Source organism: Allobosea sp. RIT-PG3_2 (assembly GCF_057321085.1).
On record NZ_JBXWCA010000002.1, the window covers coordinates 560,518 to 573,368 of the forward strand.

9 protein-coding genes are annotated in these 12,851 nt (G+C 64.5%); 2 read left to right on the forward strand and 7 right to left on the reverse strand.

Annotated elements, in window-relative coordinates; genetic code table 11:
* Positions 1-35: 35 nt before the first annotated feature.
* The 7 genes from AC2FAN_RS08275 to AC2FAN_RS08305 all read right to left on the reverse strand — a co-directional run bounded on the left by AC2FAN_RS08275 (position 36) and on the right by AC2FAN_RS08305 (position 9,532).
* Complete coding sequence (locus AC2FAN_RS08275; protein ID WP_485173362.1) at positions 36-2,198, reverse strand: right-handed parallel beta-helix repeat-containing protein; 2,163 nt, start codon at positions 2,196-2,198, stop codon at positions 36-38.
* Between the two features lie 246 nt (positions 2,199-2,444).
* The gene (locus AC2FAN_RS08280) at positions 2,445-2,759 is read right to left on the reverse strand and encodes a hypothetical protein (RefSeq protein WP_476807175.1); all 315 of its coding nucleotides are present in this window, start codon (positions 2,757-2,759) and stop codon (positions 2,445-2,447) included.
* A complete protein-coding gene (locus tag AC2FAN_RS08285; protein WP_485173363.1) occupies positions 2,756-4,939 on the reverse strand; it encodes a GumC family protein in 2,184 nt (727 codons plus the stop codon). Before AC2FAN_RS08285 ends, AC2FAN_RS08280 begins: the two co-directional genes overlap by 4 nt.
* A 90-nt stretch (positions 4,940-5,029) precedes the next feature.
* Positions 5,030-6,505: a sugar transferase gene (locus AC2FAN_RS08290; RefSeq protein ID WP_485173364.1), complete on the reverse strand. Its 1,476-nt coding sequence runs from the start codon at positions 6,503-6,505 to the stop codon at positions 5,030-5,032.
* Between the two features lie 145 nt (positions 6,506-6,650).
* Complete coding sequence (locus tag AC2FAN_RS08295) at positions 6,651-7,664, reverse strand: NAD-dependent epimerase/dehydratase family protein (RefSeq protein WP_485173365.1); 1,014 nt, start codon at positions 7,662-7,664, stop codon at positions 6,651-6,653.
* A 93-nt stretch (positions 7,665-7,757) separates the two neighbouring features.
* Positions 7,758-8,549 (reverse strand): WecB/TagA/CpsF family glycosyltransferase, encoded by a 792-nt coding sequence (locus AC2FAN_RS08300; protein ID WP_485173366.1) that lies wholly within the window; start codon positions 8,547-8,549, stop codon positions 7,758-7,760.
* The gene (locus AC2FAN_RS08305; protein WP_265051312.1) at positions 8,549-9,532 is read right to left on the reverse strand and encodes a UDP-glucuronic acid decarboxylase family protein; all 984 of its coding nucleotides are present in this window, start codon (positions 9,530-9,532) and stop codon (positions 8,549-8,551) included. The genes AC2FAN_RS08300 and AC2FAN_RS08305 overlap by 1 nt, the downstream gene beginning before the upstream one ends.
* 415 nt (positions 9,533-9,947) lie before the next feature.
* On the opposite strand from AC2FAN_RS08305, the gene AC2FAN_RS08310 reads away from it, so the two are divergent.
* On the forward strand, positions 9,948-11,171 hold the full coding sequence (locus AC2FAN_RS08310) for a polysaccharide biosynthesis/export family protein (protein ID WP_485173367.1): 1,224 nt from the start codon (positions 9,948-9,950) through the stop codon (positions 11,169-11,171).
* 35 nt (positions 11,172-11,206) lie between these two features.
* A complete protein-coding gene (locus AC2FAN_RS08315; protein ID WP_485173368.1) occupies positions 11,207-12,616 on the forward strand; it encodes a mannose-1-phosphate guanylyltransferase/mannose-6-phosphate isomerase in 1,410 nt (469 codons plus the stop codon).
* Positions 12,617-12,851 lie beyond the last annotated feature (235 nt).

The window sequence follows — 12,851 nt, forward strand, 5'->3', positions numbered from 1 at the left end:
GTCGTGGAGCCGGATCGCCAGGCAGGGACCGCGACCTACCAGTGCCAGTGCGAGGAATGGCCGTGGTCGTGATTGTCGTGCTGCGCCTGCAAATCCTGGAACCAGTTGCGACCGCCGCCGTTGCCGCCCCAGGAGACGTGATGCCCCCCCCAGCCGCCCGGCGTCGTGGGCGTTGACGGAACGACCGGCGCGGATGGCTCCTCGCTGGGCGGCGCGGGTTCTGCGACGACCGGCGGGGCGGGCTCCGCCGTGACCGGCGGCGGCAGCTCGGCTACCGGCGGGGTCGGTTCGACGGCAGGCGGCGTGGGCTCTGCCGTGACGGGCGGCGCAGGCTCAGCCGTAACCGGCGGTGCAGGCTCTGCCGTAACCGGAGGAGCGGGCTCCGCCGTGACGGGAGGAGCGGGCTCCGCCGTAACAGGGGGAGGCGTCGCCGGTGTGCCCGTATCCGGCGCCGAGCTCACACCCGTTGCTCCGATGGACTCGAACGGAGCCGATTCGATGCCATGCGACTGCGCCATCGATCCGGATGTAAAGCTGTAGTCGCCGTTCGCGGCATTCGCGAAGCCGGCCTGGGTGGTCACGACGCTACCCACGTCGCCGCCGCGCTGCTGGAAGCTCGACAGCGAGAGATCCGCGACGGTCAATTCGCTACCATCGGGGTTGTAATAGACGTTGTTGTGGATCAGGCCCGCATTGGTCTGATCGGTATCGATCGTGTTGCTGCCATCCTTCGAGACCTGGATGAAGTTCTCGTAGGTCTCGTTGCCGGTGATGGCGTAGCCGTCGACACCGATGGTCGCGATACCGTATTTTCCGTTGTCCAGCAGCGTATTGTCATGGATCGAATTATTCGATCCACCATGGATCAAAATGCCGCTGAAGGACGTTCCCTCGATGAAGTTGCCATAGATCTGCGCATTGCTCGCGAGGTTGTCGAGATAGATGCCGGAGCTCCAGTTTTCCGCGAACCCGCCCTCCTGCGTGTTGAGGCCGCCGGTATCGACGATGTTGTTGTAGCGGATCGTGTCGCCGAGTGCGCCGGGATCCTCGTGAGAGAACAGGTAGATGGCGCCGACATCGGGCGTCTGCTGGCCGGCATGGCGGATGTCGTTGTACTCGATGACATTGCCGCCGGATGCGATGTCGGGATCGTGGTTGTTCTCGGAAATGGCGAAGCGCGGCACATTGGTGATCGTGTTGTGGTCGATCTGGTTGCGCGCCGATTCCTGCATGTCGATCGAGCCGTACTGAACGAAGGCTTCGTTCGAGTGGTCGATGACATTGTTCGATATCTTGTTGCCGCTGGTCCCTGACGTCAGGGCGACAGCGCTCGACCAGATGTGGTCGAAGCTATTGCCCGAGACCACATTGCCGTTGCTGCTGCCATGCAACGCGACACCGAGGCCGACATTGACGAAATGGTTCCCGTCCACCGTCAGCCCAGTCGCATTATGCGCCTCGATCGCTGCCGTGTTGGGATCGCCCGATACCGCTGCCGTGTCGGTCAGCGTCAGGCCCTTGATGCCGACATCCTTCGCGCCATCGACGACGAACAGGCTGTGATCGGAGGATGCGACCGCGCCGTCGCCCGTGAAACCGGCGGGCGCCTTGAACAGGACGGTACCGGTCTGGCTGTTGAACGACCACTCGCCCACGCCATCCGGCACCGGCTCCGAGACGAAGAAGCGGCTCGCAGGGCCGAGATCGTAATTGGCTTCGGATGTGAAGGTCATGACGTTGCCGCTGACCGACCCGATGGTCAGGTGGTCGTTGGCGTAGCCATTCTCGGAAAACACCGTCACCGTCTGCCCGACCTGCGGGGCATGGCCCGACGGGAAGTCCGACGGATTGAAGGCAAGCGATTTGCTGGGATCGGCCCCACCCGGCAGATCCTGCCCCCAGAGCCAGCCGCCTCGGATGGGATCGGAAGGATCGACGTTGGGAAAGCGGCTTTCGACCTGCTGCACGCCGTTGACGGTCAGTTGCAGGACCTGGGCGTCATCGACATGGGCCGACCAGACGCCGTTCGCGCCCTGGGTCCAGCCAGTGATCGGCGTACCGCCGCTGACGATGGCGTTCTGTCCGGGTGACGCCACGAAGGATGAGCCGGAATCGGCCGACGTCAGGTGAATGGGACTGTCGAGATGGTAGGTACCACCTGCGAGGTAGGTCGTATCGGCGCCCCCGCTCTGCCGCATGGCTTCCTGGGCACGCTCAAGAGTCGCAAAAGCTGAGGATTGATCGAGTCCGGAATTGTTATCGTTTCCGGTTGTAGATACGTAGAAATTAGCCATAAAGGGGTCTCCTGTTAGGGCAAGAACACACTCGGTGTGGTCGAGCCCCTAGATACCCCTGACCGGCAATCGCGTTCTACCCAAAGACCTGAATTTATATCAAACGGTATTAGTCCGATCGTACTATCCGTCCGAATTTGGTACACTATATCAATCGATTATTTCTTCGTTAAAAACTGACCCTCCTGTGGACGAAACCGGCCTTCCGGCATCCATCTGGCAGATCGTCAGGTGATGGTCGCAACATTGGGCACCTGCCGCCAGGCGATCGACATACTCCCGGAAGGCCGCCAGAGTCGCGATCGGACTCTGGCAGCGGTCGCAAATCACGAGCGCCTGGGCGGAGAGGTCCCGCGGCAGCAGCACAGCCGGAGAGCCGCAATCCCGGCAGCTGAAGCCCGTGCCCGCCGGAAGTGCCGGGCGATCGGCATCGGCCAGCGAAGGCGAGGCGGGGCGGCCGATCATGCCGAAGCCTGATAGAAGGATTTGTAATTGCGGTAGGCCTGCCCGCGGTCCGTCGCGTTGTAACGCCCCTGTTCCTCGAGATCGACGCCGTTGAGCACGATGCCTCCCACGTCGAGCCCAAGCCGCGTGAGATGGTCGAGCGTGGCGGAAACGGTCGTCCTCAGCGTGTCGTTCCATTTGACGACATGCAGCACAGTGTCGGCGTGCTCGCGCAGCAAGGCGCAGTCGGCCGAAAGCAGCACGGGCGCGACCTCGAACAGGATCACGTCATATCGCGCGCGCGCCTCGCGCAGCATCGCCTCGAAAGCCGGATTCGAATAGACATTCTGCCCGTCCCTCAGGCCGGATGCGCGCCGCACCGTGGCGATGGAGGTCGCGCTCGCAGAGTCTGAGTCGCCGCCTTGCGGAAGGCATTGGTCGAGCAACGCCTCATGCGGGAAGTTCTCGCCCAGCAGGAGTCGGCGCGGAGAACCGTCGACCACCAGAACCCGCTGCCCCATCACCGTCAGCACGCGAGCCATCGCCGACGCCACGAAGGACTTGCCCTCGCCCGGTGCCGAAGAGGTGATCAGCACCACCTTCGGCGGATTCGTGGGAGGAAACAGCTCCGCCACCGTCGATCTGACCGCTTCGGCGAAGACGAGGCTCTCCAGACCATTCGGGTAGTGCTCGAGCTTGGGAAGGAGCCCGACGCAGCTGCTGTGATTCTCGAGTGCGAACTCGCTTTCGCTGCGGAAACCGCGATCCCGCTTCTCCAGCATGAAGGACAGCGTGGCCCCGGCCGCGAGCCCGGTGAGCAGGCCGAGGCTCAGCACCAGTCCCGGGCCGGGGGTGTTCGGCAGGGAAGGTACTTCGGCGGGAGCCAGGATCTGCGCGATGACCGGCCTCAGCTCGCTCACGGCACTGGCCTGCTGCTGCGCATCGGACAACTGCTTGACGCGGTCGCGCGCGGCCGTCGCCTCCGCCTGCAAGGTCCGCAACTGGCCCTCGAGGCCTCGCGCCTCGATCGACTTCGTCTGGAGTGTCGCGACGCGTGCCGAAAGCGCCGTTTCCGTGGCACGGGCTGCCTGGACGTCGGTTTCGATATTGGCCACGGACTGGGCGAGCTGCTTCTTCAGGCGGTCCTGCACAGAAGTGAGCGTCAGCCGCAGCCGCGTGACTGCGGGGTGGCGATCGCCGGCCATGCTGATCATTTCGTCGAGAGCCCTGCGCGCCTTGCCCTCCTCGTCCAGGAGCGCCTGAACCACTGGAGATCCGCCGAGGTCCGTCGCCTGCGGAACGTTGCCGGCGGCGATGGATTCCTGCGCCCGGCGCAGGCGCATCTCTTCCGCCAGACGTGTCGCCGACGCGGCGTTGATCTGGGTCAGCACGTCGCGAAGCTGCTGCTGCTGCATGTCGGCGCCGTCCTGCCCGAGCTCGACGAAGCCGGTCCGGACGCGGAACTCCTCGATTTCCTTCTCGATCCGCGCCAGGTTGATGCGCGCTTCCTGCGCTTGCACCCCGTACCACTGGCTGGAGCGCTGCGAGGCGCTCGTGCTCGCTTCCATCTTCCGCCGCAGATATTCGGTGCCGAAGGCATTGACGATGAGCGCAGCGCGATCCGGATCGGTATCGCGATATGTGAGCGTCACCAGATACGCCTTCGAATCGTTGCCGACCGTCAGCGACGACAGCAGCCCCTGCGCGACGACATCGCGCAACGCCGGCGGGCTCGTCGACCCGCCCAGGCCCACGAACTCGCGGGCGGTCTCACGGACCCAGGGCGGGAAGACCAGGTCGACGCCGCCCGCAACGAGACTGGACAAGGAGGAGGCCGGCTTTTCGGATACCTTGTCGAGCCCCAGCCGCGATACCACGGCCCGCGCGGTCGCCAGAGAGCGGATGATCCGCGCCTCGCTCTCCACGAGCGTCGAAGCCTCGAGCGCGACACTGCTCGATTTGCCTCCCCCTCCCGCCGTATCATCGCGCGTGAAGTCGAATTGCAGGACCAGATCGGTGGCATAGCGACGCGGCATGACCACCAGAGCGAGCGCGGCAACCAGCACGGCTCCGCAGGTGACCCCGAGGATCAGCCCACGCCGCCGCCAGAGCATCGAGAGAAAGTCGAAGGTCGCGGCATCGTAATATCGGGAGAGCGCCTGAGACTGGCGAGGAGCCCTCATCTCGCTGAAGAAATCCATGGTCGCTTGTCCCGCCTGCTTCGTGTCTCTGGATGACGACTGAGGCTGCCCGCTTCCGCGGAGGCAGCCCGATTGGGCCTTTGCGCCGCGCTACTTCGCCCCGCGCGCCATGAGCACTGCCGGAACGGTCTGCAGCAGCACGTACAAATCCAGCCAGAACGACCAGTTATGGATGTAGAAGCTGTCCTGGCGCTTCTGGATCGCGAGATCGCCGTCACTGCGATCGGTCACCTGCCACAATCCCGTCAGACCCGGCGGGACGCTGGTCCGAAGCGCCTGGAACGCCGTGTCGAAGCATTGATTGTGGTAGGCCGGGAAGGGTCGCGGTCCGACGATGCTCATCTCGCCGCGCAGCACGTTCCAGAGCTGCGGCAGCTCGTCGAGGCTGGAGCGGCGGATGAACTGTCCGATGCGAGGCAGGATCCGCGGATCGTGCGTCAGCTTGAAGAACCGCTCCCACTCGTGTCGCGCCGTGAGATCGGCGTCGAGATGGGCCGCCAGGCGAGCCTCGGCATCGGAGAACATGCTGCGGAGCTTGTAGACCTTGAAGATGCGCCCGTTTCGGCCGATCCGCGGCTGGGCGTAGAAGGCGGGCCCGGGATCGACAGCCTTCACGGCCAATGCGAGCACGATGATCGCCGGAGTGGCCAGAATGGCGAGCGGTATGCCGAGCACGAGATCCACCAGCCGCTTCAGGCGCAGGTTGCGGGGGATGTGAATCGCGCTGCGCCGCTCGAAGCCGAGCAGCCCGCCCATGACACGCATCCGGGGGGTCAGGATTTCAAGCGCCGAGGCGTCGTGGACGACGAAGATCTGGCGCAACGGCAGGCGTTCCAGCCAGTCCGCCTTCTCGGCAGGCAAATCGCCCGAAGCGCATAGAGCGACCTCGATCCGCTCCGAAATGATGTTCGCCTGTCCGCAGGTGATGACGGGAAGACCGGCCGCCTGGCCGGCTTCGACAAGCGACTCGCCGTCGTCATCCGTGAGAATCGCGACCGGTCTCAACCCGAGCTCCGGCCGCAGCGCCAGGTGGCGGGCAAGCGCCGCGCAGGCGGCCCTGGTTCCATAGAGGACCGTCGGGGCGGCCCAGAGCCCGCTCCTGAGCAGTGCGCCACGGACCAGCATCTCGACATAATAACCGAGCGCGATGGCCAGCAGCGATCCAGCGGCCACCATGCCGATCAGCGGGGCAGGTCGTTCCCCGATCAACACCCAGGCGATCACGACCATCGCGGCGATGGCATTGCCGAGCGTACGCCGGCGCAGCCGGTCGACGGGCTCGGCACGTTCCGAGCCGTAGAGGCCGAAGCCGGCTTGTGCCCCGCACAGGGCCAGGAGCCAGACGACCATCAGCCCGGGCATGGCGGTGTCCGCACCGAACCCGCCGATGCGGGCGCCAAACTGCAGAATGCCGATGACGATCGTCAGGGTGGCAAGATCACCGACCAGCAAGGCAGCGGCGACAAGCAGCCGGCGCGTCGCGGGAGCCACGCCGGAGCCCACCCGATAGTCCGGCCTCGGCATGGCGATGGCAGGCGATACCGCGGTGGTGATGATATCCGGCATGGCAGCCTCCCGTGATATCGCGCGGTAAGGAGAACCGAACCGCCGGAGCACCAGACCGAAAAGCGGATTTCCGCTTTTCGGGAGAGTTTGGCGCTGCAACAATGAGTTGGATCGACAGCGTGCGTCCCGCAGGACGCGCCGCGATCTATTGCGCAGCGATCATGGGCTCCACCTGGGGCATGATGTGACGCTCGATGCCCCCGGCCTTCACCTCGGCCTCGATCCAGCGATAGGTCGGAACCAACCCTTGCCGCAGATGCATCGGCGGTTCCCAGCCGAGCACTTCACGCAGAAGGGTGTTGTCGCTGTTGCGACCGCGCACGCCCTGCGGGCGGTTGGTGTTGAAGCGCTTGTTGATCGTCTTGCCGGCGATCTCGGCGACGATGTCGACGAGCCCGCTGACATCGACCAGCTCATCGGTGCCGAGATTGAGCGGCCCGGAGTAATCCGATCGCATGATGCGGAAGATGCCCTCGACACAATCGTCGACATACATGAAGGAGCGGGTCTGCTTGCCGTCGCCCCAGACCTCGATCGTGTCGCCGGAGGCCGCATGCGCGACCTTGCGGCAGATCGCTGCCGGTGCCTTCTCCTTGCCGCCGTCATAGGTGCCGAGCGGCCCGTAGACATTGTGAAAGCGGACAAGCCGGGTCTGGAAACCGTAATCCTCGGTGAAGTACTCGCACAGCTTCTCGGTATAGAGCTTCTCCAGCCCATATCCGGGCTCCGGATCGGCCGGGAAGGCATCCGCCTCCTTCAAAGGCACGACCGAAGGCACATCCTGCAGGTGCTGCGGATAAACGCAGGCCGAGGAGGAGAAAAGGAAACGCTCGACCTTGGCATCATGCGCCGCCTTGAGCATCTGGGCGCTGATCATCGTATTGTTGTAGGTGATGGAGGCATGCGCCCCAGAAATGTAGCCGATGCCGCCCATATCTGCGGCGAGGTTGTAGACCTCGTCCATGCCGTAGACGGCTTCCCGGCAATTCTCCATCTCGCGGAGGTCCAGGAGCTTGAACTCATCCGCCGAGCTGTCCTCGTAGTCGGGCTCCTTGATATCGACGCCTCTGACCTTGTAGCCCTTATTCTTCAGATAATTCACGAGATGAAAGCCGATAAAGCCGCCGGCGCCGGTAACCAACACGGATTTGCTAGACATTACATCGCTCCACTAAGAATTGAGTTTCGGTGTTAGCGATTTTCAGTTTCCATTAGCAGTGGTAAAACTGAATTATACCTCTATTGAGATCGGCTAGCTTTTAGGAGTAGCTGCCGGAGCATTCTTCTCACGGAGCAGTTGCAAGCTGGCGCCGACCATGAACTGGGGCACGATCTTGCCGTAGCGACGCCAGAGGCGCCGCGGCTCCGACATCAGCCGGAACAGCCATTCGAGCCCGTTTCGCTGCATCCAGGGCGGCGCCTGGCGCTTCGTGCCGGCCAGGAAATCGAAAGCGGCGCCAACGCCGATCATGACGGGCGCATCGATGCGCCCGACATGTCCGGCCATCCAGTATTCCTGCTTCGGCGTACTGAGCCCGACCCAGACGATGTCCGGCTTGGCCTCGTTGATCATGCGCACCATCTCATCGTCTTCGTCGGGTGCGACGGCTCGAAACGGCGGCGAGAGGGTGCCCGCGACGGCGAGGCCTGGAAAACGCGTGGTCAGACAGTCGCGAAGACGGTCCGCGAGGCCTGGAGCGCCACCGAAATAATACTGGCGATAGCCCTTCTCGGCCGAGAGCGCCGAGAGCGCCAGCATGAGATCGGGGCCGTAGACTCTCTCCGTATCGCGATATCCGAGCTTGCGGGCCATCCAGACCAGCGGCATCCCATCCGGGGTGACCAGGCCGGCACGCTCATGGATCGCCATGAGCGCCGGGTCGGACTGGCTCTCGATCACGCCGTGGACACCGGTGATGCAGATGAAATGCTGCGCCTTCCGGCCGATCCAGTCCTCTACCGTGCGCAGGGCATCCGCCATGTTGATGGCGCTGACGTTGACGCCCATGATGCGCGCGTGAGGAAGGGAGGGCTCCGACGTCATCAGCCGGCCCTCGCGATTTCCATCCGCCGCACCGGATCGCGCGACCGCGACAGCCAGTCCTCGAAATAGGCGATCGTGCGCCGCAGGCCCTCCTGTAGCGGAACCTTGGGTGTCCAGTGCAGCAGCTCCTGCGCCTTGCTGATGTCGGGGCAGCGCTGCCTCGGATCGTCCTGCGGCAGGGGCCTGAACACGATCTCGGAACGCGAGCCCGTCATCGAGACGATCAGGTTCGCGATCTCCGCCATGGTGGTCTCGACCGGGTTGCCGAGATTGACCGCGCTATCCAGCGGCTTCGTCACGTTCATCAGGCGCATCAGGCCATCGACCAGATCGTCGACGAAACAGAAGGCCCGCGTCTGCTGCCCGTCTCCATAAAGTGTGATGGGCTCGTTCTTCAGCGCCTGGACGATGAAGTTGGAGACGACACGCCCGTCTTCCGCATTCATGCGGGGGCCATAGGTGTTGAAGATGCGGGCGACGCGAATGGCCACGCCATGGCGCCGGTTGTAGTCGTAGAACAGCGTTTCCGCGCAGCGCTTGCCCTCGTCGTAGCAGGCGCGGGGCCCGCTGATGCTGACGAGCCCGCGATAATCCTCGACCTGCGGGTGGACGTCGGGATCGCCGTAAATCTCGCTGGTCGAGGCCTGCAGGATCGGGATGCCCAGCCGCTTGGCCATGCCGAGCATGTTGATCGCGCCGAGCACGCTCGTCTTCGTCGTCTGCACCGGGTCGCGCTGGTAGTGCACCGGCGAGGCCGGGCAGGCGAGATTGTAGATCTCGTCGACCTCAAGATAGAGCGGGAAGGTGACGTCGTGCCTCACCGCCTCGAACAGCGGCTGGCCGAGAAGCCCGCTCAGGTTTTCGCGGCGCCCTGTGTAGTAGTTGTCGACCGACAGCACCTGGTGGCCTTGAGCGACCAGTCGCTCGCAGAGATGGCAACCCAGGAAGCCGGCGCCACCTGTGACGAGAATGCGTTTCTGCATGTGGAAACTCCAACGGGTCGCAATCATGCGCAAGAAGAGGCCTGCAGCTTTGCCGCAAGGCCGCCGTTCTCAAAGGGCGCTTTGGGGGGCCTTCTTCCTGGCGCGGGCGAGGAAGGGCTACTTCCCCGGCGGGCCGACATGACGCTCTGCCGCAATCGCGGATGCTGCAGTGCACATTCGGATTAATCCTGCCGAGACCCGCCTTGACCTGAATGGCGACGCGGAAAGCGGACATAGTGCTGACATCCTGCCTCCTGCCCGGCGCTCAATCCCGAGGTCCGTCCGGGCAGGACCGTGTGGAACTGCCTTGTCCCCTTCATCTGGTCACCGGGAACTGCGTCCCGCTTCCGAAAAACCGGCCCGTGCCGAATGGTCGTGGCAATGCCGCCTCCGGCGCCGCCTGTTGCCGCTTCTCGTGGCGCTGCTGCTGCCGATCGCGGCCATGGCGGCTGAACGGGAAGCGGTCGAAACGCTTTCCATCGGCGACAAGGTCACGGTCTCGGTCTTCGGCCAGTCGGACCTCTCCGGGGATTTCGTGCTCGACGGGGCGGGCGCCGTGAACATGCCCTTGGCCGGACGCATCAGGATCGCGGGGTTGTCGGTGCCGGATGCGGAGATGCGGATCCGCACTGCCCTCATGGACGGCTATCTCCGCGATGCCGTCGTCAGTCTGCGAGTGGCCGAGCTGAAGCCGGTCTACATCATGGGCGAGGTCCGCTCGCCCGGCAGCTACCCTTTCCGGCACGGACTCAACGTCCTCGGAGCCGTGGCGCTCGCCGGGGGCTACCGGGTGGGAGACGAATCGATCTCCGTCCTCAAATCGGAGCTCCTGCTCGCCGATGAGCGCGAGCGGCTGCTCGAGACGTCACTCCAGAGCCTGACGGCAAGGCGTCTGCGACTCGAAGCGGAACGCGACGGCACAAAGCAGCTCGCTCCGCCTTCGCCGGGCGCCGAAACAGGCAGCGCCCAGATCACTGCGGGAGAGCAGGAAATCCTGGACTTCCAACGACGTGCACATGAAGGCGGGCGCGAGCTGCTGCGGCAACAGGTGGCTCGTCTCCAATCCGAGAAGACCGCCCTGACGGAGCAGGCCGAACTGGCGCGAAGGCAGATCGAACTCACTCGCGAACAATCAACCGAATACGACAAGCTCGCCGCGACCGGCCACGGGTTGCGCAACGTCCAGGTCGAGCGCGAGCGGGAATACGCCCGCACGCGCAGCGAGCTCGCCCGCATCAAAGCCGAACTTGCCAAGAACGACACCGCATTGGGCGAAGTGACGCTGCGGCTGGAAGACATCGATACGGCCTTCATGCGCCGCGTCGTGCTCGAGCTTCAGGAGACGCGCCTGAAGATCCTGGAGGTGGGGCGCAGCGTGCCGGTCGCGCGGGAGATCGCCGAGAGCCGCCGGCGCAGGCTGGCCGCGAATGGCGGGAGCGGAACCGCCGGGGACTGGGACATCCGGATCACCAGACAGGGCGGCCTGGTACCGGTGACGATTGCCGCGACGTTCGGAACCTCGCTGCAACCCGGCGACATCGTGCAGATCACGCCCAAGGCGGGCTCGCCCGAAGACCGTGCCTCCGGCGAAGCCAAGGCAAGCATGCGCCCGCTCACGGGTCTCGTCAGTCAGGAATGACCACCGCGCGGCGTACGCCGCGAGAGGACCTTCCCATGCATTCCAAGATACGCCCGATCATCATGTGTGGTGGCGCCGGGACAAGGCTGTGGCCGACCTCCCGGAATTCCCTGCCGAAGCAATTCGCCATGCTGCTCGGCGAGCGCTCGACATTTCAGGACACGGTTCTGCGGCTCCGGAACAAGCTGTTCGATCGGCCGATCATCCTGACCAATCGCGACCACCGCGTTCTGGCGGAGAGGCAACTCGCCGAAATCAACGCGTCGGCCGATATCGTGCTCGAACCCGAGCGGCGGGACTCCGGCCCGGCCATCCTCGCCGGCTGCATGATCGCGGCCAGGGAGGGACCCGACACGCCCGTGCTCGTCGTCGCCTCGGACCATGTCGTCGAAAACCCGGCGGCGTTTCGGCGCGCCGTTGCCAACGGCATTCCCGCTGCACGAGCACGGCGCCTCGTCACGTTCGGGGTCGTGGCGAGCCATGCCTGCACGGAATATGGCTGGATCGAGCCGGGGGTGATGCTCGAAGGGGAAGCCCGGCATGTCGAACGCTTCGCCGAAAAGCCCGATGGGCGCCGTGCCGCCGAATACCTGCTGAATGGCTGGCTCTGGAATTCCGGCAACTTCCTGTTCGGCGCCAGCACCCTCATCGAGGAATACCGATCCTTCGAGCCGGAAACCGTGAGAGCGGTCGAGAACGCCGTTGCGAACGGGACGGAGGAGAATGGCGCCCTCGCCCTGGCCCTGGCCGATTTCGTCAAAGCCGGGAAGCGCTCCATCGATTTTGCCGTCATGGAACGCACCGAGAGAGCGGCAGTCGTCGCGACATCATGCGGCTGGTCGGATGTCGGCAACTGGGATGCATTGTGGGCCCTCAGCGATCACGACGGCTCCGGCAACGCCCGTCGTGGCAATGTCGAGCTGTTCGACGTCCATAACTGCTTCGTCTCGACGGATGGTCCGATGACGTCGGTGCTCGGCGTCGAGGATCTCATCGTGATCGCCAGCCGCGATGCCGTGCTCGTCGCCGATCGCGGTCGTGCGGCCGAGGTCAAGCAGGTGGTCGAGTTGCTGCGCAGCAAGGGCTGCAGCCAGGCCGAGACGCATGCCAGCGTCTATTGCGCATGGGGCTCCTACCAGATCGTCGATGCCGGCGAGGGCTTCCAGGTCAAGCGCTTCATCGTCGCTCCCCAGGGGCGGCTGCTCTTGCAGAAGCACCGCTTCCGCTCCGAACACTGGGTTGTCGTCCGAGGCACGGCCACCGTGACCATCGAAGACACGGTCAGCCATTTCGGCGCGAACGAGCACATCTTCATCCCGCTCGAAACCGCGCATCAGTTGGAGAATGTCGGTGCAGAGCCGCTCGAACTCATCGGCATCCAGAATGGCAGCTATCTCGGCGAAGACGACGCCATTCGCATGGACGATAGCCGCAGACGGGTTTGAATGCCTTGCCCAACGGGGCCGGCATATCCAGCGGAACGAAGGGCAGATCGCATCTTTCCCGCCGTCCGGCGGCAGAAACATACGGCTCGGCATAGTGAAACGGAGGCACTTTTGATCACGTCCGCGAGACCCGCCCAGCAAGAACGCGGCAGCCGCACTTCTTCCTCGACTCTGCCTGCGGTCCGCCACCCGACCTTCGCCAAGCATTGGCTCGCTGGCGACAAAGGCGGCATCG

Bases quoted from the DNA above. Each gene is read 5' to 3' on its own strand.
- AC2FAN_RS08285 (WP_485173363.1), bottom strand. From the start codon at position 4,939: ATGGATTTCTTCAGCGAGATGAGGGCTCCTCGCCAGTCTCAGGCGCTC.
- AC2FAN_RS08290 (WP_485173364.1), bottom strand. From the start codon at position 6,505: ATGCCGGATATCATCACCACCGCGGTATCGCCTGCCATCGCCATGCCG.
- AC2FAN_RS08315 (WP_485173368.1), top strand. From the start codon at position 11,207: ATGCATTCCAAGATACGCCCGATCATCATGTGTGGTGGCGCCGGGACA.
- AC2FAN_RS08280 (WP_476807175.1), bottom strand. From the start codon at position 2,759: ATGATCGGCCGCCCCGCCTCGCCTTCGCTGGCCGATGCCGATCGCCCG.
- AC2FAN_RS08305 (WP_265051312.1), bottom strand. From the start codon at position 9,532: ATGCAGAAACGCATTCTCGTCACAGGTGGCGCCGGCTTCCTGGGTTGC.
- AC2FAN_RS08295 (WP_485173365.1), bottom strand. From the start codon at position 7,664: ATGTCTAGCAAATCCGTGTTGGTTACCGGCGCCGGCGGCTTTATCGGC.
- AC2FAN_RS08275 (WP_485173362.1), bottom strand. From the start codon at position 2,198: ATGCGGCAGAGCGGGGGCGCCGATACGACCTACCTCGCAGGTGGTACC.
- AC2FAN_RS08300 (WP_485173366.1), bottom strand. From the start codon at position 8,549: ATGACGTCGGAGCCCTCCCTTCCTCACGCGCGCATCATGGGCGTCAAC.